This is a genomic window from Anaerostipes sp. AF04-45 (genome assembly GCF_003461725.1).
Taxonomy (GTDB): Bacteria; Bacillota; Clostridia; order Lachnospirales; family Lachnospiraceae; genus Anaerostipes; species Anaerostipes caccae.
Genome location: NZ_QTXQ01000015.1, coordinates 29,947 through 49,817, shown reverse-complemented (window position 1 = coordinate 49,817; position 19,871 = coordinate 29,947). Strand labels below are relative to the sequence as shown.

The 19,871-nt window shown below is 43.9% G+C and carries 16 protein-coding genes and 1 other RNA gene; 3 read left to right on the top strand and 14 right to left on the bottom strand.

The features are described from left to right. Positions 1 to 43: 43 nt before the first annotated feature. From DWV34_RS15880 to DWV34_RS15870, 3 genes are read right to left on the bottom strand one after another with little or no spacing between them, the layout of a single operon-like run. Positions 44 to 2,269: a transglycosylase domain-containing protein gene (locus DWV34_RS15880; RefSeq protein ID WP_006568005.1), complete on the bottom strand. Its 2,226-nt coding sequence runs from the start codon at positions 2,267 to 2,269 to the stop codon at positions 44 to 46. Between the two features lie 15 nt (positions 2,270 to 2,284). Next, positions 2,285 to 4,666, bottom strand: coding sequence for a DNA repair exonuclease (locus tag DWV34_RS15875; RefSeq protein WP_118476636.1), 2,382 nt, complete (start codon positions 4,664 to 4,666; stop codon positions 2,285 to 2,287). Between the two features lie 12 nt (positions 4,667 to 4,678). Then, entirely contained in the window at positions 4,679 to 7,180 is a 2,502-nt protein-coding gene (locus tag DWV34_RS15870) for a hypothetical protein (RefSeq protein ID WP_118476635.1), read from the bottom strand. 365 nt (positions 7,181 to 7,545) lie between these two features. On the opposite strand from DWV34_RS15870, the gene DWV34_RS15865 reads away from it, so the two are divergent. From DWV34_RS15865 to DWV34_RS15855, 3 genes are all read left to right on the top strand, one after another. Beyond that, a complete protein-coding gene (locus tag DWV34_RS15865; protein WP_118476634.1) occupies positions 7,546 to 7,827 on the top strand; it encodes a CD3324 family protein in 282 nt (93 codons plus the stop codon). A gap of 194 nt (positions 7,828 to 8,021) precedes the next feature. After that, entirely contained in the window at positions 8,022 to 8,585 is a 564-nt protein-coding gene (locus DWV34_RS15860; protein WP_118476633.1) for a DUF1062 domain-containing protein, read from the top strand. Between the two features lie 118 nt (positions 8,586 to 8,703). Further along, entirely contained in the window at positions 8,704 to 9,603 is a 900-nt protein-coding gene (locus DWV34_RS15855) for an Rpn family recombination-promoting nuclease/putative transposase (protein ID WP_118476632.1), read from the top strand. Between the two features lie 68 nt (positions 9,604 to 9,671). Here DWV34_RS15855 and DWV34_RS15850 read toward each other — a convergent pair whose 3' ends face one another. The 11 genes from DWV34_RS15850 to ffs all read right to left on the bottom strand — a co-directional run bounded on the left by DWV34_RS15850 (position 9,672) and on the right by ffs (position 19,757). Beyond that, on the bottom strand, positions 9,672 to 10,064 hold the full coding sequence (locus DWV34_RS15850; protein ID WP_006568012.1) for a hypothetical protein: 393 nt from the start codon (positions 10,062 to 10,064) through the stop codon (positions 9,672 to 9,674). A gap of 71 nt (positions 10,065 to 10,135) precedes the next feature. Further along, on the bottom strand, positions 10,136 to 10,789 hold the full coding sequence (locus DWV34_RS15845; RefSeq protein WP_006568013.1) for a GTP pyrophosphokinase: 654 nt from the start codon (positions 10,787 to 10,789) through the stop codon (positions 10,136 to 10,138). Between the two features lie 125 nt (positions 10,790 to 10,914). Beyond that, a complete protein-coding gene (locus DWV34_RS15840) occupies positions 10,915 to 11,682 on the bottom strand; it encodes an SDR family NAD(P)-dependent oxidoreductase (protein ID WP_118476631.1) in 768 nt (255 codons plus the stop codon). Positions 11,683 to 12,080: 398 nt separating this feature from the next. Continuing rightward, positions 12,081 to 13,109 carry a glycerol-3-phosphate dehydrogenase gene (locus DWV34_RS15835; RefSeq protein WP_118476630.1) on the bottom strand — a complete coding sequence of 343 codons (1,029 nt, stop codon included), beginning with the start codon at positions 13,107 to 13,109 and terminating at the stop codon, positions 12,081 to 12,083. A gap of 84 nt (positions 13,110 to 13,193) precedes the next feature. Next, positions 13,194 to 14,228 carry a zinc-dependent alcohol dehydrogenase gene (locus tag DWV34_RS15830; RefSeq protein ID WP_006565501.1) on the bottom strand — a complete coding sequence of 345 codons (1,035 nt, stop codon included), beginning with the start codon at positions 14,226 to 14,228 and terminating at the stop codon, positions 13,194 to 13,196. A 19-nt stretch (positions 14,229 to 14,247) separates the two neighbouring features. After that, positions 14,248 to 14,895, bottom strand: coding sequence for a class II aldolase/adducin family protein (locus DWV34_RS15825; RefSeq protein ID WP_006565500.1), 648 nt, complete (start codon positions 14,893 to 14,895; stop codon positions 14,248 to 14,250). 22 nt (positions 14,896 to 14,917) lie between these two features. After that, a complete protein-coding gene (locus DWV34_RS15820) occupies positions 14,918 to 16,177 on the bottom strand; it encodes a PTS galactitol transporter subunit IIC (RefSeq protein ID WP_006565499.1) in 1,260 nt (419 codons plus the stop codon). 24 nt (positions 16,178 to 16,201) lie between these two features. Continuing rightward, positions 16,202 to 16,507, bottom strand: coding sequence for a hypothetical protein (locus DWV34_RS15815; RefSeq protein WP_006565498.1), 306 nt, complete (start codon positions 16,505 to 16,507; stop codon positions 16,202 to 16,204). Further along, a complete protein-coding gene (locus DWV34_RS15810; protein ID WP_006565497.1) occupies positions 16,504 to 16,977 on the bottom strand; it encodes a PTS sugar transporter subunit IIA in 474 nt (157 codons plus the stop codon). The genes DWV34_RS15815 and DWV34_RS15810 overlap by 4 nt, the downstream gene beginning before the upstream one ends. A 195-nt stretch (positions 16,978 to 17,172) precedes the next feature. Then, positions 17,173 to 19,212, bottom strand: coding sequence for a BglG family transcription antiterminator (locus tag DWV34_RS15805; protein ID WP_009291241.1), 2,040 nt, complete (start codon positions 19,210 to 19,212; stop codon positions 17,173 to 17,175). A gap of 283 nt (positions 19,213 to 19,495) precedes the next feature. Next, an RNA gene (ffs, locus tag DWV34_RS15800) (signal recognition particle sRNA large type) lies at positions 19,496 to 19,757 on the bottom strand. Between the last annotated feature and the right edge of the window lie 114 nt (positions 19,758 to 19,871).

Sequence of the window (19,871 nt, the reverse complement as noted above, 5' to 3'; positions counted from 1 at the left end):
AAGGCAGCAGACTAATTATTTTAAGTCTGCTGCCTTTGTTTATTTATTCATCATTTCCGGCACCGCGCCGGTCATCACCGGTCTGCTGCTGTGTCGCTGCTGTTGTGGCCTGGGTCGTTGCCTGAGTGGTCGCCTGGGTTGTGGCCTGGGTAGTCGCCTGAGTCGTTGTCTGGGTTGTGCCTTTCGTACTTCCCTTTTCTGTCGTACCTGCTGTTGTCTGGCCTGTAGCCGGCATGTCTGTGCCGCCTCCGCCTTCATAGGAATTCAGCTTTTTGCCTCCTGAAAACTCTTTGTGGAGTTCATTCATAAAATTGCTCCAGATAGTCTTAGGATAACCAGAACCGCTCAGGTTGGCCATTACCCTGCTGTCATCCCTTCCTACCCACACTGCAGTTGTGTAGTAAGGGGTATATCCGCAGAACCAGCCGTCCTTGTTGTCTGTTGTAGTACCTGTTTTTCCCGCGGTATCTACATTGGGAACCTTTGCCCCCCGTCCTGTACCGTTGGTGATAACACTCTTTAAAACGCTGCTCATCATAGAAGCCGTATTGGCTGAGTAAACCGTTCTTTTCTTGGATGGATTGGAGACCACAGTCTCACCGTCAGAGTCCTCAATCTTCACAATACAGGTCGGATCTCTGAACACACCCTGATTGGCAAGTGCCGCATATCCGCTGGCCATCTCCTCAGCCGTAGTTCCATAGGTGAAACCGCCGAGGCAGGTTGTATAATACTTATAGTCATTTTCATCTAGACTCTTAAAGTTCATCTTTTCCAGATACCTGAGAGCGGATTTCGGCCCAATCTCCTCGTAAAGCCTCATCGTAGCCACGTTGCTTGATTTCTCCAATGCACGCCTCAGTGTTATACTTCCTGAATAGGAACCTCCGGAATTCCGGACCCTGTGTTTGTCTTTGGGGTTCATTGGATTGTCATTTACAATAGAACCCGGTCCATATCCCCTCTCCATAGCAGGAGCATAGACAAGGATCGGCTTAATTGCACTTCCCGGCTGTCTCGGACTCTGATAAGCACGATTCAGGCCTAATCCTGCATTTTTCTGATATCTGCCTCCTACGATGGCTGCTACCTTTCCTGTCTCATTGTCAATACAGACGCCGGCGCCCTGGACTTTGTAAACCTTGTTCTTATCCTTCTCCGTATATCCGCTCAGAGCATTGTCGATACTGCTTTGAAGTTCCTTCTGAGCATTCAGGTCAATGGATGTATGAATCTGATATCCTGCACTGTATAAGGTTCTCTTACACTCAGCATAAGACTTATTATATTTTTCATCGTAATCCTGTTTGTCTTCGTCAGAGTCAAACACATAACGGAACTCAAATCCCTGCTTTTCCATCAGTGCCTTTGTAGCACTGTGAATTACATAAGTTTCAATATAATTTCTTTTCTGCTCAGTCTTTTTCTTTTTCAGTGTGATCTTTTCTCTCAGAGCTTCATCTCTCTGAGATTTGGTGATCAGATTCTGCTTATACATATCTTTGAGGATCTTGTCTCGCCTTGTCAATGTCTTTTCTTTATGATGATAGGGTTCATACATGTTCGGCGCATTCGGAACCGCACACAAAAATGCCGCTTCTGACATGGTCAGGTCCTTGGCATCCTTATCAAAATAGCCTTTGCTGGCAGCCTGAATTCCGTAATAGCCATTTGCAAAATAAACGTTGTTCAGGTAAAACTCCATGATCTGGTCCTTGGAATACTCCTTCTCCAGACCCCATGCCACAAACATTTCTTTGACCTTGCGCTGCCAGGAAATCTCCCGAGTCAGGAATACAGTCCTTGCCAGCTGCTGTGTGATCGTGCTTCCTCCCTGAGTAACTTCTCCCTTATTTGTAACAAAGGATACTGCTGCTCTGGCGATACCCCTGAAGTCTACTCCATTATGTTTGTAAAAATTATTGTCCTCCACGGAAATCATTGCCGCTACCGCATAAACCGGCAGATCTTTATACTTCAGATAATAGACATCCTTCTCACCTTTCAGTTTGGTGATCACCTTCCCATTCGTATCATAGACGACACTCGTCTGGGTTGCCTTAAATGTCTGCTCTGAAGTGTTGGCTACCAGATCCTTAGCCTCTGCCCTCAGCTTCATGACTTTCATTCCGATGGTGAACCAGCCGATAACCACCAGAAGAAGAAAAACAATGGAGATCTTTAAAAGAATCTTTCTTTTCTTTTTCTTCTTTTTGGGTTTTTTCTCTTTGGAAATGACTTTTTTTGTCTCTTTTGTTTCTTCAGCCATATTCTCCACCTTTCATTATTCTCTGGTTTCCTCTAAGGAAATCCAGTGGATTTTCTGATTCTTCCGGTCCAGCTGATGAAACAGCTCTTTCTTACATGTAAATAAGATCAGCTGCCTGCCGGAATGCCTGCTCAAATAATCAAGCGCTCTCCGGGTCCTTTCATCATCAAAGTTGCCGAAAATATCATCCATCAGAACCGGAACTGGTTCCTTCGGATATAGAATCTCTCCCGCGGCAAGCCTCACAGCCAGGTAAATCTGCTCTACGGTTCCCGCGCTTAAATACTTCAGATCAATAAACCTGTTTTTATATTTTACCATAAAAGACAGTGATTCATCAATTTTTACTTTTTCGTACACTCCTCCCGTAAGATAACTGACGATCTCACTGACCTTTTTGTTAAACTGTTCTCCGAGATTTTCCCGGAATTCCCCGGCGACATCTAAAACAGCCTGAATGGCCGCATCTGCCTGATTTATATTATATTCTGTACGGTCTGTCTGTTCTTTAAGAATTTGGTAGTCTCTTCTTAATTCTTCCTTAAAGTCCTCCCGTTCTGTCGTTTCCTTCTTTTCTGACTGAACCGAAAGAACCGATAACACCAGAAATACCGCACAGCCTGCAAAGAAGCCCGGATGAACAAAGCCAGCCGCTGCAAATACAGCTGCAGCTGCCAAAAACAACGGGATACTCCGCGGCTTTCGGCCCTGATCACCAGACTCGGGAGCCTTCAAATAACGCTCCCTCTTCTCTGTCAAAAGAATTGATTCCTCTCTGCTTTTTCGTCTCAGCAGACTCTTCTTTTCTTTCAAGGCCTTCAGGGCCAGATCAATTTTTATATCTGCCGTATTACTGCCTGTCAGATTGGATGTATAGTTGGTAAGTTCCATAGAGAGATTTCCTGACGGAGGGATGTCCCCTTCCTGAATACAGAAAGAATCCTTATATGCACCGAGGCTCAGGGTATACAGCTTTGAGAGATCACCTTCTTCACCTGATTCTTTATCATACAGATGAAGAGACTTTTCTCCCGCCCGGAACCTTCTCTCAAGCAGCCAGGCATGTCCGTCCGCTGTAATCTCCATGACGCCTCCGTAATTTCCTCCATAAACCGGCGTATATATAGTATATGCATCAGATCTCGCCGCAATGCCTCTGGATTTTTCCAAACCAAACAGCATATGAACGATAAACTCTTTGATTGTAGTCTTCCCGCTCTCGTTTGGTCCATATACAATATTTAATCCAGGCACAAAGGATAAGTCTTTTCCGCAGAATTTCCCGAAACCGTCGATATAAATATTCCGAATATAAAAAGCAGATCTGCTCTCCCGTTTTTCTGACCGGCGCTTCTTATATAATCCCCTGGATGCCTGCTCAAATGCTTCCCCTGCAAAGTGCGACGCTTCCGGCATCCCCTCAAGGCGGCACAGTACGGCGCCGATAATATTATCTTTGTTGGATTCCAGCAACGATTCTTCTGTACAGCTACCCCTTGTTTTATCAATAATATCCACGATCCTGTATTCTGCTCCGAGCAGATCAAAATCAGGACGAATTTCTGCTCTTTTTGAGCCCTGAAGGAACAGCGTAAACATCTGGTTTTCCCCCAGCAGCTTCATCTCTTCTTCCGCAGCACAGAGAATTTCCTGTTCATCCATATCTTCTGTCAGGTCCACCCGTACTTCCACATAACTTTTTTGATTGATGGGCAGGAAACGGACGACCTTCTTTTCGTCTGTGATTTCTCCCAAAAAGATTCCGCGGCGCCCTGTCTCCGTCCTGTTTAACGGTTCCAGGCTGCCGCCGTAGGCGATCAGATCCTCTGATATCATCTCAGGTCTGTGAATATGGCCTAACGCGGCATAGTCAAATCCTGACCATTTCAGCTTGTGAAAATCTATTGGACTGTGTGTGCCGTCTCCTCCGTGCCCTAACAGAATATGAATCCCTTCTTCTTTCCCGGGCCCTGCCTCATCATATAAAGGCTCTGTAATTTCCCTGCTGTGATAGCTGAGACCGTAGATATAGGTATTCTGTGCCTCTTCGTATACTCTCGTAAGCTCTCTTTCAGTGAACAGATGCACATCAGCCGAAAAACGATATCGCAGATATGCCGATTCTTCGTCAATAAAATCATGATTTCCCGCAATCATAAAAACTTTGGTACATACCAGCTGGGACAAAAAAGAATCCAGCCTGTTTAAATCCCTCAAGGATGGTTTTTTGTGAAAGATATCCCCACACAGAAACAGGAAGTCTGCCTGTTCTTCATTGGCCAGCGCAATGACTTCACTGAGACTCTGCTCAATATCCTTTTTCCGCTCTTCCCCCCATCCCCTCTCTGTTTCCGGACAGGCTCCAAGATGGAGGTCTCCAACGTGTATAAACTTCATGTCTCACCTTCTCTATTTCGCATAGCTGTAAAATACACTGCCTGCCTTTTTAAATTCTCTCTCCATAGAAGACCGTTCCGCCTGAACAGATTCTTCCTTCAGAGGATCAAAATATCTGATCTTTGTATTGTTATAGCTCATGACCAGAATAAATGTGCCGTTGGCTCTTTTTGCAATGATCGGCCTTCCTTTGCTGATGCAGTAGAGGACGTCTTCAAATTTACACCCGGTGTAATCCGCTGCCATTTTATCCATTGAATCATACAGCATGCCGTAAACATCTTTTTTACTCCGCTTCAGCTGACCATAGGTGACATCTTTTCCCTCGGAATCTGTGATCATTTTCACACAGGCAATTCCGGTCTCGTCTTTGGACTCCGCCTTCACCATTGGGATATTTGCCACTTTTCCATAGCTTTTCATGACGCCTTTTTCCCACAGGTACAGCTGGCTTGAATTGACCACCACCCCTGCATTTTTCTGGGCTTCTTTAATTGCTTTTGCCATATCCGTATAAGTGCCCTTCAGTGAACCTCCGGCATAAACATAGGCATTTTTATACCGCTGTTCATTGACCGCAAAGGATACGCCGCACTCTTTCTCAGTCTGGCTGAGCGCAGAAGTCAGATACTTCGGAACGGTCTGTACATATACATAATCAGGGAATGAAAGATATACCTGATTCAGACGGTCGCTTGTGTATCCGTATTCCAATGAAGCTTTATCCTCCGTCTTATCTTTGTAGCGGATATAATCCTCTTTCATGCTTTTGTACCCTGTTCCTGAGCGTCTGGCCGGACTGAGTACGACAACAGTTCCGTCTACCCTTGCGTCCGTAACATAGATTCCGCTCTTTTCAAACTTAGCCTGTTCCTGATTTTTGTCATCGGCAATTGCTACTTTTTTCATTGGAAACTGGATGGAACCGTCTTTTCTTGTCTTCACATCCCCTGCATCTGCAATACCGTACACAAGGTCGTCTTTCACAAAACCAACTGGTTTGATCCGTTCTCCCTTCTCACAGCGGATCTTATGCTCTTTGTTATTTTCCAGATCTATAATCCGTATAGCCGTTTCGTTTTCCGTTATCGCAAGCATTCCGGTTCCGGAGACTGCGACCATGCCGCTGCTGATATTTTTCGCGATGGTCTTTGACTCCCGGCTGTCCAGATCAACTTGATAGTAAGCCCCGTCCAGCTCAAAGTAGAACTTTCCGCTGTCACTCAAGTATGCTCCTTTTTCGATTTCATCTTTTAAATTTTCAAACTGAATCTTCACCGGTATAAAGGCTTTCTCTTCTGTTTTTCCGCTCTCCGCTTCAAATTCATAGACCCCGATACCATTCTTCCCTTCGTGTTCTCCACGGTTCATATATCCATATACAATGAATTTAATGTTACCGCTTTTATCCATCTCCATCACATGGATACCGTGCTGCGGATAATTATTTCGGGAATCTCTGTAATCTTCTCCTACAAAAGAAAACACTCTTGTCATGGAAGCATTTTTATAATCGTAATACCACAACTCATTTTCCTGAACAAATGCCGCTTTCCGCCCGCTGTTCCTGCTGATCAGTTCTTCGGGATTCATCTGCGTGATACCCATGAGTATTCTGTTGTTTGCCCGGTCCAGTGCGTCATAGCGGAAAAATGCATTCTGTGTCCGCTCATAATTGAGCAGATACATCCGGTCTTTGGAATATCTGATGCGAAAGTATTCTTTTACCTGATAATACTGCTTGATCCCTTTACTGTTTTCCGCAGACAAAATAAACCTGTACTCTACCGATGTCACATTAGAGCTGGCCTCTTTGATGACCGGCGCGTACATGCGCTCGGTTTTTGGTTTCAGTGATGCATAGCAGACCGCCTCCTGATTAGAAGAAATATCCACGAAAGAAAGATCATTTGTGATAGTTCCATCCTTTACTTCCAAATATTTTTTTACATATTCTGAGCTTCCCTCTGTTAAAGTCGCATCGTGGAATTCCTCTGCAAACTTCAGACACTCGGCAAAATGCAGATCGGTACCGTAAATAATGCGGGTATAATATGTGATCGTTTGCCCGTCTTCCTCTATCGACAGAGCCAAAAGATATGTTTTCCCCGACTCCAGGCGGCTCTTGACTTTTATGTCCGCTGCCGCTCCGCTTTGTTTCTGCTGAAAAGCCACGACTCCTTTTTCCAGGGCAGAGCGGTTATTCTCTTTATATATTTTATAATCCAGCGCTTCAATAGAGCTGTTTCCGTGTTTCATAAAAACCTGGAATTTATCCTCCTTCATGGGCGTGATGGAATCTCTCATCAAAGATGCGTCCACGGACTCTGTATATCCATGGAGTTCATTGATCTCTTCTCCTCCGGTATTTATGGTCAGCACAGGCAGGGATGCCTGGCTGGTCTCACTGACACCCTGATTATTTTTTCCTATCAAAATATAATTCCATATTCCAAGAGCAAGAATAAAAATCAGTCCAAAGACTGCTGCTGGTATGGCTTTTTCCCGCTTCATAAGATCCTCCTAACATTCTCTCTGTCCTATCTGTATATTTTATCCGTTTTCCTGAGGAAACACAACAAATTTAAGGAAAGTTTAAGAGCAGCAGACTGCTTGACGGTGATAGTAAAAAATTACAAAGACCAAATTATGAATTCAGACTCGGCGCTGATAATCTAAGGCTATTATTTTTTTCAGAAAATGATATAATAACTATAAATAAAAGAGGAGGAAAATTCATATGCCTGATCCCATTGTTTTTGCTGCATAGCAGGGAGCTATTTGCAGCCATGCTGAATAACAGCATGATTTATAACGTTTCACTCTCGACAAATAGCCCTTGCTGTTCCGATTTAATATTTTTATTTTAGGAGAGCAGTATGAGCTATAAGAAAGCAAAACATATACTTCCCCTTGAACTTCTTAAAGAAATCCAAAAATATGTAGAAGGGGAGAGCATTTATATACCAAGAAGATCGGACAGAAAAAAGCCCCGTGGGACTTCTGCCTCATCTCTAAAGTATTTTCAAAAGCGCAATGCACAAATATTTAGTGAGTATCTTGCAGGAGAGAGCCAGGATCTATTATCCGAAAAATATTTTCTGTCTCTGAAAAGCATTCAAAGAATCATCCGGCAGGAGAAAATGATCCATAACATGTAAAGGTGAGCCGATACGGATATAAAAACCGTATTGGCTCATCTTTTTTTCATAAAAAAGGATGAGGTTTGTACTGACGGAAATGAGTGATAGAATTTTTTCAGAATAACTAATTCAGGAGGTGACATTGTGAAGCGAATTTTAGAAAATCCGCCTTTTTTCTTTCCTAATCTAATTTAGAACAGGAAGGAGATTTTATGAAAAATAAGTTTCTCAGAACGGTTGTCTGGGAGGTACAGTACTTAACTCCGCCTCCAGCAGTGCGATACTGCAAAAAATGCGGAAGACAAAAAGAGTTTGTCAGTTCCGGACAGTTTAGGGTTAATGCACAGAGAAAATACCTGGACGTCTGGCTTATTTATAAATGTTCCGGCTGTGAAGCCACATGGAATCTGACTGTCTTATCCAGAATCCATCCAAAAGCAGTGAGCAGAGAACTTCTGGATAAATTCCACGGCAATGATCAAATACTTGCCCATAAATATGCTATGAATACAGATTTGTTGAAACGAAATGGCTGCAAAATCGGTCCATATGATTACAAGATAACCGGATGTGCTGCATTTGACGGACCTGTTAGGCTGCATATCAGAAGTAATGATGCATCAGATGTAAAAGTATCGGTAATACTGCGTGAAAAACTGCAGTTATCCAGAAAAGAATTTGAAGACATGCTTTCAGACGGCAGAATACAAAGCGAGTCAGAAAATGATTTAACAAAGTGCAGGCTAGGGAAGGAGATCCTTTTAGTTATCTCATAAAAATACTCTCTGGATCTCCAAAAATACATAATTTTACATTTTAGTGATTATATTGTAAAATACTAGGTGATATTGAAAAACATTTCCATATATGATAAACTAAAGGAGATAACAAAAGATGAAAAAGTCTAACAATATATCACTTAAAAATGACTATGCTTTCACACATATCATGAAGCAGCCTAAGATACTCCGGGGATTTTTAAGCAGTATCCTGCATATTCCTCCTGAAAAGATCGGGACCATTCATATAAAAGACCGCCACCTTTCCAAAGATCTTCTGGAAGGAAAGCTTTCCATACTTGATTTGTATACCATAGTGGAAGGGACCGGAAAAATTAACATAGAGATGCAGGTACTGCCCTACACACACTGGGACAGAAGATCGCTGTCCTATTTAGCAAAAGTTTACACTCAGGATTTAAAATCAGGAGAAGCTTATACCAACTGTGTTAAGACCATTCATATCAGTATTCTTGGTTTCAATCAGCTGGCTGACACCGATTATTTTTATTCCTCTTTTCATATGAGAGAGGACAGCAGACACAATCTATACAGCGATCAGTGGGAAATACATGTGATAGAGTTACAAAAACTAAATTCTTCACAGGTAAAAAAAGAGCATAAAAAGTTATATCAATCGGCATGTTTTATTTGCGCAGAGGGAGAGGAGGAACGTGCCATGATAGAAAAAGATCCTTATATTGAAGAAGCCATCAGAGAACTTGAATTGCTGGAACGCGATCCTGAACGTATGGACGAATATTTGTTCCGCCAAAAAAATCTTTCAGATTACGTCACCCAAATGGAATACAGCAGAAAAGAAGGAGAATATACCAAAGTAATTGATCTGGTTCAAAAAAAGATGCAGCGAGGAAAAACTGAGGCAGAGATAGCCGATGCCTTAGAGGAAGATCCTCAGACTATCGCCTCCATTTGCCGTATGATCAGACTCTATCCTTCTTCCTCAAAGGAAGAAATTTATAAAGCATGGCAGAACAAACCCGGCACCGACTGACAAAAGATGCCGCAAAACAACTGTACTCCAGCTGTTTTGCGGCATCTCTGTCTTCATACATATGTTTTTTAATCAGAAAACATTCTGCATTTTCTCCTGTAACGGCATCTGCGGTGATAGAGTTCTCCTCCCAGCAGTGTGCATACCATCTGATAAAGAAGGCGGTCTTTTTTAATACAGTCTTCTTTTTCCATTTCCTTGATCTTGTCATAGATATGATCGGCAAGTACAAGAACCCCCGTGCGGTCCAGATACTCGTCAAACATCATACTTCCCTTGTACTCCAGCTGATCGCAGGCATCCTCAATGTACTCAAGTACTTTACCTGCAACCGGTCCATACATCTTCGTAATGTACTGATAATCGTCCTCATCCTGCTCATCCATCATCACCATCGGCTTTCTGGAAAGAGACTCCATATCAAATGTAGGCAGATCACCCAAACCTTCACGATCCATCATTTTCGCTGCTCCTTTTCTCTACTGATAATATACTATGAGAAAGAAGAGAAAAAAGGTACAAAATTTTTAAGTTATCTGCGCATATCCTCCTGTTTAAGGCTGTGAATCTCTTCATTGATGGCCAGCATCTTGCTGTCCAGATAACTGATCATCTCTGCACATTCCCGAAGTTCTGACCGGATATATTCCGGAGCATGTCCGTCATACTTGTAATATATTTTATGTTCCAGGGACGCCCAAAAGTCCATGGCAACCGTGCGGATCTGTATCTCTACCCTTGTTGGAACGACTGTATCTGAGAGAAAGATCGGAACTTTCACAATCATGTGATAACTCCTGTACCCGCTGGGTTTTGGATTGACCATGTAATCTTTGGTCTTTACAACTTCAATATCATCCTGATTGGAGATCATATCTACGATCCGGTAAATATCCGGGGTAAAGGAGCAGATAACTCTGATCCCTGCCACATCGTCAATATATCTCTCAATGTTTTCTACGGTAATGTCCTGCCCTTTTTTCATGAGCTTTCGGACAATACTCTCTTCACTTTTCATCCGGGATTCGATATGTTCGATCGGATTATATTTGTGTACAAATTTAAATTCGTCATTTAAAATTTCAAGCTTTGTTCCGATCTCTTTCAGCGCTGACTGATATAACAGCTGCATTTTCCGGTATTCTAAAAAAATATCCTTTACATCAGGTAATTCAATCTTTGCCATAGAATTCACACCTCTTTCTGAATTGTATCGTATCTGGTTCTCCTATGCCTGTCAGTTCTAAAGAATATTTTATCACGAGTACAGAAAGCTTTCAAACTTACAACTGTGAAATTTTTGTAACCAGCTCAGCGCATCAGCATTCCTCCTGTGGCATCAAACGTAATACCGGTAAAATAGGAAGCCCTCTCTGACACAAGGAAGACGGCCGCATTTGCCACTTCTCTAGGATCTGCAATTCTTCCTATGGGTATCTTTTTGTTCTGTTCTTCTTCATCTTTTTTATCTTTAAAAGATTTCATCAGCATGTCCGTCTTCATATATCCCGGAGCAATGGCATTTACAGTAATTCCGTATTCTGCAGTTTCCCTGGCAAGAGATTTCGTAAGCCCGATCAAGCCGGCTTTCGATGATGCATAATGAGAATGATTTCTTTTCGATCCCATGATGCCCGCTTTGGAAACCACATTTAAAATACTTCCCTTTTTTCCTGACTCCGTGAGATGGCAGATCAGCTTTTGAGAAAGCAGAAACGGCACTGTCAGATTCATCTCCAGAACTCTGCGAAAATCTTCTTCCGGCATTTTTGCAGCCATGGAAGTTGTCCAGGAGGCCGCATTGTTCACGAGGATATCTGCGCCCCCAAACTGTTCACAGGCAGCCAAAAACAGTCCTTTCCTGTCGGACTCCTCCATCATATCTCCCTGAAATCCAAAGACCTTTCCGGGACACTCCTGGTTCATTTGGCGGATCAGTGCCTCCGCCTCGTCCTTTCCTGACCGGTAATTCATGACCACATTGGCGCCTTCCTCAGCCAGCACCCGACAGACTGCCCGTCCAAAGCCTTTTGCTCCCCCTGTAACGACTGCCGTCTTTCCCGATAACCCTAACTCCATGTGTACCTCCTTACAACTGCCGATATCTCCGAAACGCCTTTATGCCGTCCCGGAGATATATAATCTGAACTTAATAAGTCATTTACCGCTATTTCCGTCGCGCTTTTGAAATGCATCCCTCCAATAGTGCTAAAAAACTATCGTTGGACAGTTCCATTTGTTTGATGGATACTTATCCAGTAGATATTACGTCCATTTTGACCAGTTTGGAGGCCTTGCATTCGAAGAGATGTTAGTTTTTCTTCTTTCAGAAAAGGCTCGGAGGTGGTGTGCAAAGCACAGTGAGGCTGTCTGAGCGTCAGCGAGTTCCGAACGGGCCACCGCAGAGACTTTACTGAAAGTTAGAAAATCTTACATCTCTGAGACAGCAAGCCGGAAAACTGGTCAAAATGTCATACTTACTCATTTACTCTGAACTTTTTCCAAGGTATATCGAGCATTGATCCATGCTGTAAAACATCATCAATATGTAAAATCAGAGGAAAATCTTCTTTTTTTATCTGATTTTTCTCAGAAAGAATTCTAACAGCTTTCGCCGCCCGCCGGGCGATGACCACTGATTCTAAAGTCACACCTTTGAGTTCTTCCATAGCCTGTTCATATGGCATTCCAGCTCCAAGTCTTTTGCCGATTTCCTTTGAACGGCCGCCCATGACGGTCACATACAGGTCGCCGATTCCGTGAATGGAGTTTTCAACATTTCCTCCCATGTACTGGACAAATTTCATGATCTCATAAGAGCTCTGTCCAAACAGTGCAGACTGCGTGTTGCACATATATTTCTGCTGCTTTTCTTCCAGACCGATGCCAAGGCTGACTCCAAGGGCATATGCATTTTTAAGGGCAACCGCAATTTCCAGCCCGGCCACATCCTGCGTCAAATCAATATGATAATACGGCCTCTCTAAAAGCTTTTTAAAGAACTCAAGGACTTCCATGTTCTTTCCGCAGAATGCGACTCTCGTATCATCATGATCTGCCAGCTCATAGCATCTGCAGGGCCCTCCGATGGCACAAAATTCGTGGCTCTTACCATTCTCTACATTTGATGCAAACAGTTCGGGAAACGTCTTTATCATCCCGTCGTCATATACCTCAACACCCTTAGTCACTGCGATCACCGGTATTTTATCCGGTATCTTTGCCAGGGCATTTTCAATAAACCAATCTACCCCAAAGCTGCTGACTCCCAGAATCACTGCATCACAGCCGTCAAGCGCGGCATCCAGCTCTTCGATCTGAAATGCCTTTACGCCCTCGGGCAGTGTTCTTTTCAGTGTGGGATGGTAACGGTTTGCCTTTACCGAATCAATAATCTCCCTGTCCAGCGGTGTCCCCGTAAGACGCATCTCATTTCCGTTTTCCACAGCAGGAAAGGAAAGGCTTGATGCCATCACTCCTGCTCCAATCACCGTAATCGTACTCATAAGACCCTCCATTTCAAACAACATACATACAATAACTATTGTAACCTATGAAGCAAAGCGCGCCAAGCCCGAAGGAAATTTATTTTAAGGGATAATTGCGTATTTGATGCCTTCCTGCCTGCCGATGCTCTCCAGTGCATCAATGGCTTTTTCTAAAGGATAATGCCCTGTGATGAACAGACTGCCGTCGATCTGCCCGTTGGACAGCAGTTTCAGCGCCAGCTGTACATGATACGGTGTATGATGGTAAACGGCCTTCAGTGTGATCTCCTCATAGTGGAACTTCTGACAGTCCAGGGTGATACTTGTGCCTGCCTTTGTGCCCCCGAATGCAAGAACCGTTCCTCCGGGTCTGACCATATTTACTGCATTTTCCCAGACTTCCGGGAATCCGGTTGCTTCCACGACCACATCGGCTCCTTTTCCGCCGCACAAATCTCTCACTTGATTTATATGTTCTTCCCCAGAGGCATTGACAGTTTTCCATACCCCGAATTTCTCAGACTGCTCCAGGCGGTAATCTGACAAATCTACGGCTATGACTCTGCATCCTTTCAGGCTTAACAGCTTCATAAACATAAGTCCGATGGGTCCTGCTCCGATGACTGCGACGGTGTCTCCCACCTTGGCCGGTATCCGGTCGCTTCCGTGGACCGCGCATGCCAGGGGCTCCAGCAGAGCCGCCTGTTCAAACGGCAGATGATCAGGGACACGGTAGAAATTGTATTTCAGGATGTGCGCCGGTACAGCTACATACTCAGAGTAAGCGCCGTTCAGGTACTGCAGATTTTCACAAAGGCTGTATCTCTTGTTTTTACAATGCTCACACTCAAAACACGGGGCGGTATTGGCTCCCACGATCCGGTCTCCTACCTTGAATTTTGTAACGTCCTTTCCTGCCTCCACAACCACTCCGGAAAACTCATGGCCGAATGTGGAAGGTACAGAAGTGATAATCGTCGGATGTCCTCTCCTGTATGTTTTCAGGTCTGTGCCGCAGGTCAGCGCCGCTTTTACCTGAACCAATACCTCATCATCTTTAATCTGAGGAATATCCGTCTCCTCAAACCTTACATCTCCCGGTGCATAAAACATCTGTGCTTTCATTTTCCCCTGCATGTTACCATCCTCCTAATTCTTATTTCTGTCCATAGTTTTGATCTGTGTCTTCTTTCAGAAATTTACACATCTGATCTTCCAGCGTATTGACATTTCCCATCTGATAAGACAGAAATGCCACCTTCGCGCTCTCTTCCAGTACAATCGCGTCGTTATATGCCTTGTCGATTGTCTCGTCAATACAGATTGCTCCGTGATTTCCCATCAGCACTGCTTTGTCGTCTCCGATTGCCTCTGAGGTCACTTCTGCCAGCTCATCGCTTCCAGGCGGTACAAAAGCGGCACAGCGAATATTTCCGCCTACCAGACCTGCCGCCTCCGAGGTGATGCAAGGCATTCCTCCGTCCACACAGGCCCATGCCGTACAGTAGGTAGAGTGGGTGTGGACCACACCGAACACATCCGGCCGTCTGCGGTACATGGCAGTGTGAAGCGGCATTTCGATGGATGGACGGCGTTCCCCTTCGATAATCTGGTTATCAACACTTACAACCACTATGTCAGAAGGATGAAGGGTCTCATAGGGCATTCCACTGGGGGTGATGCACACATACCCTGTCTCCGGATCCCTCAGGCTGAAATTTCCAAACGTAAGAGGAATCAGCTTTTCCTTCTGTATTTTTAACGCGATCTCGATAACCTTGGTTCTTTCTTGTTCTAATAACATATAGCCTCCTTATGTGAAAAGATTAAAAAATCATCTGGAAAAATTCTGCGATTTTATAAATAATGTACGGTACTAAATGGGCTCCTGTATCCAGGGAAGAAATCGCCTTTGCACCTGCCGGGAACGTAAAGTCTGTGGACTGTGCGATCAATGTGGCAGTTCCTGCTAAGTTGGTAGCAATGTATAAGATTGCAATCATCATCAATGTTCCTGTGATTAGTGAACGGAACAGGTTTCCTTTGGATGCAACGACCGGCCATATCATAAAGAACGGCAGTGTCGCAAGGTCTACCAGCGGCAGCACCCTGTTTCCCGGAAGGATGACTGCCAGCAAAAGAGTGACCGGAATCATGATCAGTGCGGCTGAGATTACCATAGGAGATCCTGTTGCAATGGCTGCATCCATTCCGATGTTGACTTCCTTTCCCGGAAACTTTTTTGCCAGGAATTTCTTAGCGTCTTCGCTTAAAGGCATAAGCCCTTCCATGAGAATCCTCACCATTCTCGGCAGAATGAACATAACCGCAGCCATATTGACTCCAAGGGTTATAATCTTATTTGGCTCGTATCCTGCCAGAGCTCCGAGACCTGCCCCAAGAATCAGGCCTAAAACCATCGGCTCTCCGATAATTCCAAATCTTTTCTGGATCGTCTCTCCATCAAAGTGGATCTTATTGATCCCCGGTATTTTGTCATAAACTTTATCCATTAAGATACAGATAGGCGCCCAGCTCACGGTCTCTGTATGTGGCAGGGAAACTCCCGGAAGACCGAAATATTCCTGTACCCTTGGTGCTGAGTAATCTGCCAGTTTCATAATGATGATAAAGGTGATGCCTGATGCTATAACTCCCGCGATCATGCTTCCTGTCAGAAACTGTACCAGTGCCCCGGTTAAAATGAAGTGCCAGTAGTTCCAAATATCAATGTTCAGTGTCTTTGTTGTGTTCGTAGCAAGCATAATAATATTTAAGACAAAACAGATAAGGAACACAAACGGTACAATTTGTGTGCCGAATGCAATGGACGCGCTGACCGGCCATCCTACGTCGATAACCGATAAATTCATGCCGAACCGCTGTGTCATTGCCTGCGCAGCGGGACTTACAAAGTCCCCCATCAGTCCAATGACGAGGTTAATTCCAATAAATCCGATGCCTATGGTCATGCCGGACCGGAATGCCTTGGAAAATTTCTGTCCCAGGATCAGTCCGAGAATGGTTATGATCAGCGGCATAACCACAGATGAGCCTAAATCTAAGATGTACTGTAAAACACTCATAGTTTTCCTCCCTTTCTTTTTCCTTTACTCCAATGATTTCAAATAGTCTGCGATTTCATCAGCTTTCTCTTCCGCTCCGAACCCGGTGATAAATTCCAGCGTCCGGTAGGTTTTATACTCTTTTAACTCGTTTACCGGAATTTCCGCGGTGTGGATGATCACATCCGGATTAAAAATCTCTGCTCTCCCGACGACTTCAAGTGCTTTGCATTCTGAGATCTCCACTGAGGGTATTCCCCTCTCTGCCAGCAGCCGTTTGCACGTCTCAGATGCCACCGTTGATGTTGCGATTCCCGTCCCGCATGCTGATAAAATTCTGTAAGTCCTCATAATGAATCCTCCTTATTTTTGATGATTTGAATAATTTCCTCCGGATTCCCGGCGTTTACAAGCATTTTCAAAACCTCTGCATCCTGAATTAAAAGAATGGCTCTCTGAAGCACTTCCAAATGCTGTTTTCCTGCGATTGCCAGCATCATGACAAACTTGACCGGGACTTTCACATTTTCTTTTGGATTGGTTCCCATCTGAAAAAAAGATACCGGCTCTTTCAGCACTCCAATGGCGATTCCGGTTGTTTCTACATAACACGGATCTGTGTGCGGTATTGCCACACCGATATCTCCTGCTAAGATTCCCGTGGGATAAACCTTTTCCCTTTCACTTAATGCACTCACATAGCTTTCTTTACAGCAGCCTTCTGAAACTAACACACCTCCTAACTGTTCAAATATCTCCTGTTCATTTTCTGCCATCAAATCTGTCTGTACCAATGTGTCTTTTAAGTTTTCCCAGATCATGATTTCCTCCGATCTCAAGTGTATTGGTCTGTATTTTTGTTAAGTTTATTATAGGCCTCAGAAGACACCCTATAAAGGACAAGAGAAGTCGTTGAAACGAGCACTAAATTGTACTAATCGTAATACATAAACCTGGCATAAGCTTGTTGACTGGCAAAAAAAGAACAGAACCATAAAAAGGTTCTGCTCCTTATCTTATCTGCAGTATTCATCTTCCAGCCTCCGGATTGTCTCAAGCAGCTCCTCCGGAGACTGCTGAGCTTCAATTCGGCTTTTTGCCTCCTCCTGTGAAAACAGACGCACCAGATTATAGATTGCACAGTTAATGCTGTTAGCATTTAAGATGCTCAGGCCTATAATATAACTGACCGGATCATTTTCACTGTTCCCAAATACTACCGGTTTTTTCAGGCTCACCAGACTGGCCGCCTCTCTGACGGCCCCTTTTTCCTGTTCAGCGTGAGGGGCTGCGATACCGGAATAAATCACCACATAGGAACCGTTGACCTTAATATTTTCAACCATAGCTTCTATATACTCATAGGTGACTGCCCCGGATTCATAGAGAAGCCTGCCTGCTGCCCTGACTCCCTCCTCCCAGCTTTGGGCTTCCTGCTTCAGCGCAATCCTGTCTGCCGAGAGCATAGCTCCAAGGGAATTCCTCTCGGCCTTTTTTTGTTTTTTGAGAAATTTTCCTGTCTCTGCCGTCTGGCCTCCGGACCAGTTTTCTCTTAACTTAGTCGCCTTTCTCCGGATTCTGTAAATGTCCTCCTGTTCCAGCAGGGGACTGACCATGAGAATATTTTGTATCTCTCCATCGGGAAATGCCACTGTGGAAATCACCAGCTGATCGTTTATATTGCCCATATCTTTCAGTTCGTGTGAGGATCTCACATCCGTGATTTCAAGTACATCCTCCAGCTGTTTTAGTTTTGCCAGCATAAGCTGGACGGTTCCCCTTCCCATGGCACATACGAGAACTGCTGGTACTTTCCGTTCCCTCATCCGCTCCAGTTTGTCCCGCTCCAGCATAGAGGCAAAATACATGACAAGAAAGGAAACTTCGTCTCTGGGAACTTTCACTCCAAGATAATCCTCCAATGGTTTCAGGCATTCTTCCACCGTACAGAACACTTCGGGATATCCCTTTTCAATCTCTCCCCGAAACGGATTTTCAAGAACCTCCCCTGAAGACATCCGATAGACAGAAGATTTCATGTGATCCACCAGCAGATCGTAAAGTGCAAAATCCAGATAAAAATTAATCCGAAACCTGCTGATGATGCGGTAAATCACCTCCCCGATCAAAACAGGGATCACCAGCTGGTCCACATTATTCGTTCCGCTCTTCAGATAGCTTTTTCTTCTGAGGCAGAATACAAAATTTTCTGCTTCTGCTGCCGGTATATCCAGTGAAAATTCTTCTGCCAGACGGTCCAGTACAGCCCTGCTCAGCGGATATTTTGAGCTCAGGGATGCATTTTCCCAGTCCGGCTGCCGTTCCTGTTCTAATGTTTTTCCTTTTTTTACCCTTTCAGCCAGAATCAGCAGTTCATAGACTGCCACTGAAAAAGAGAAGTCGGAAAGAAAGCAGTCATGCCTCAATTCTTCTTCCCTTAAAACCTTCTGTATCGTTTCATACCGTCCCTGATATTGAATTTCTTTTAGGAGAAGATGTCCGAACACGTGGAACGCACCCATTGCGCCATATTTTTCTTCATCCAGATTCAGCTCAAGGAGCTTCAGCATACCGGAACGTATATCTCCCTCTGAAGCTTCCACTATATATCCTTTTTGTACCTGAGAGACAAGCTTCATATTATGTTTCAAAAACCAGTCTTTCAGGTCATTCAGATCACTGATCACTGTGTTTCTGCTCGTACTGATATACTCTGAAATCCAGGCTGCAGTCACATACTTCTCTTGATTCAAAAGAAGCATCGCAAGGATTGTCTTTCGTTCATTTTTGGACAGGTGATATGTATAAAAATCATTGTTCATAATAAACTTTTGAATCTGTTCCAAAAGCCCTTCTTCCCTGACCTCAAACCTTAAAATTCCCTCTCCGTTTATACTGACCGAAGGCAGTCCGCTTTCATTTAATTCGTCATTCAGCTCTCTGATCTTTTTGCGCACAATCCGCTCAGAAATCTGATATTTTTCAGAAATTTCCGCTAGCTGCAGTCTGCCCCCTGCCAAAAGTTGATTTAATATTTGATTGCTTCTTTTATCCAAATGGATTCCCTCTTTTCAATCTAAATATATAATAAGCCGCTATCTTATCATATATATTATAGGAAATCGAAGTCTATGCATATAGCACAAATACTGGAAGATTTGCCTGCTGCTGATTGTTCTATGCATAAACGCATCTGTGTACATCCCACGGAGCGTTTTTTATTGCTTAGGAAAGACTTTCACGCATTAGCGTGACAAGGTCTTTCCTAAGCAATAAAAAACCAATTCTAAAGCTGTGCTTTAAAATCGGTTTCTAAATTCAAATATTCTATTTTAAAATCCGTGCAGCCTGCGTTGAACTCTCTCCACAGACGTTACCTCCACAGTTAACTCAGCCCAGGCACCCTTACGGCACATGAAAGGTTCTACTTAGTGCTGCTTCGTTCCCGACCTGACACGGTTCATAGATTCTCATTGCGTAAGACCCAAACATCAACGCCACTTATGAAGGGCAGCTCCACAGGGAAAAGCCCGAAACAGGCCATCACCTCTGCTTTAGCGGATTGCAGATACAGGGCACCGCTGCCTCCCCGGCTGCACGGAAGCTTTTTGACGTATTAAGATTATATTATGTGTGCAGATTTGATTATACTAAATATTGTTCACATTCGTCAACTTTTATTTTATTTTCTATTTTATTTTTTACCTTTCAATAC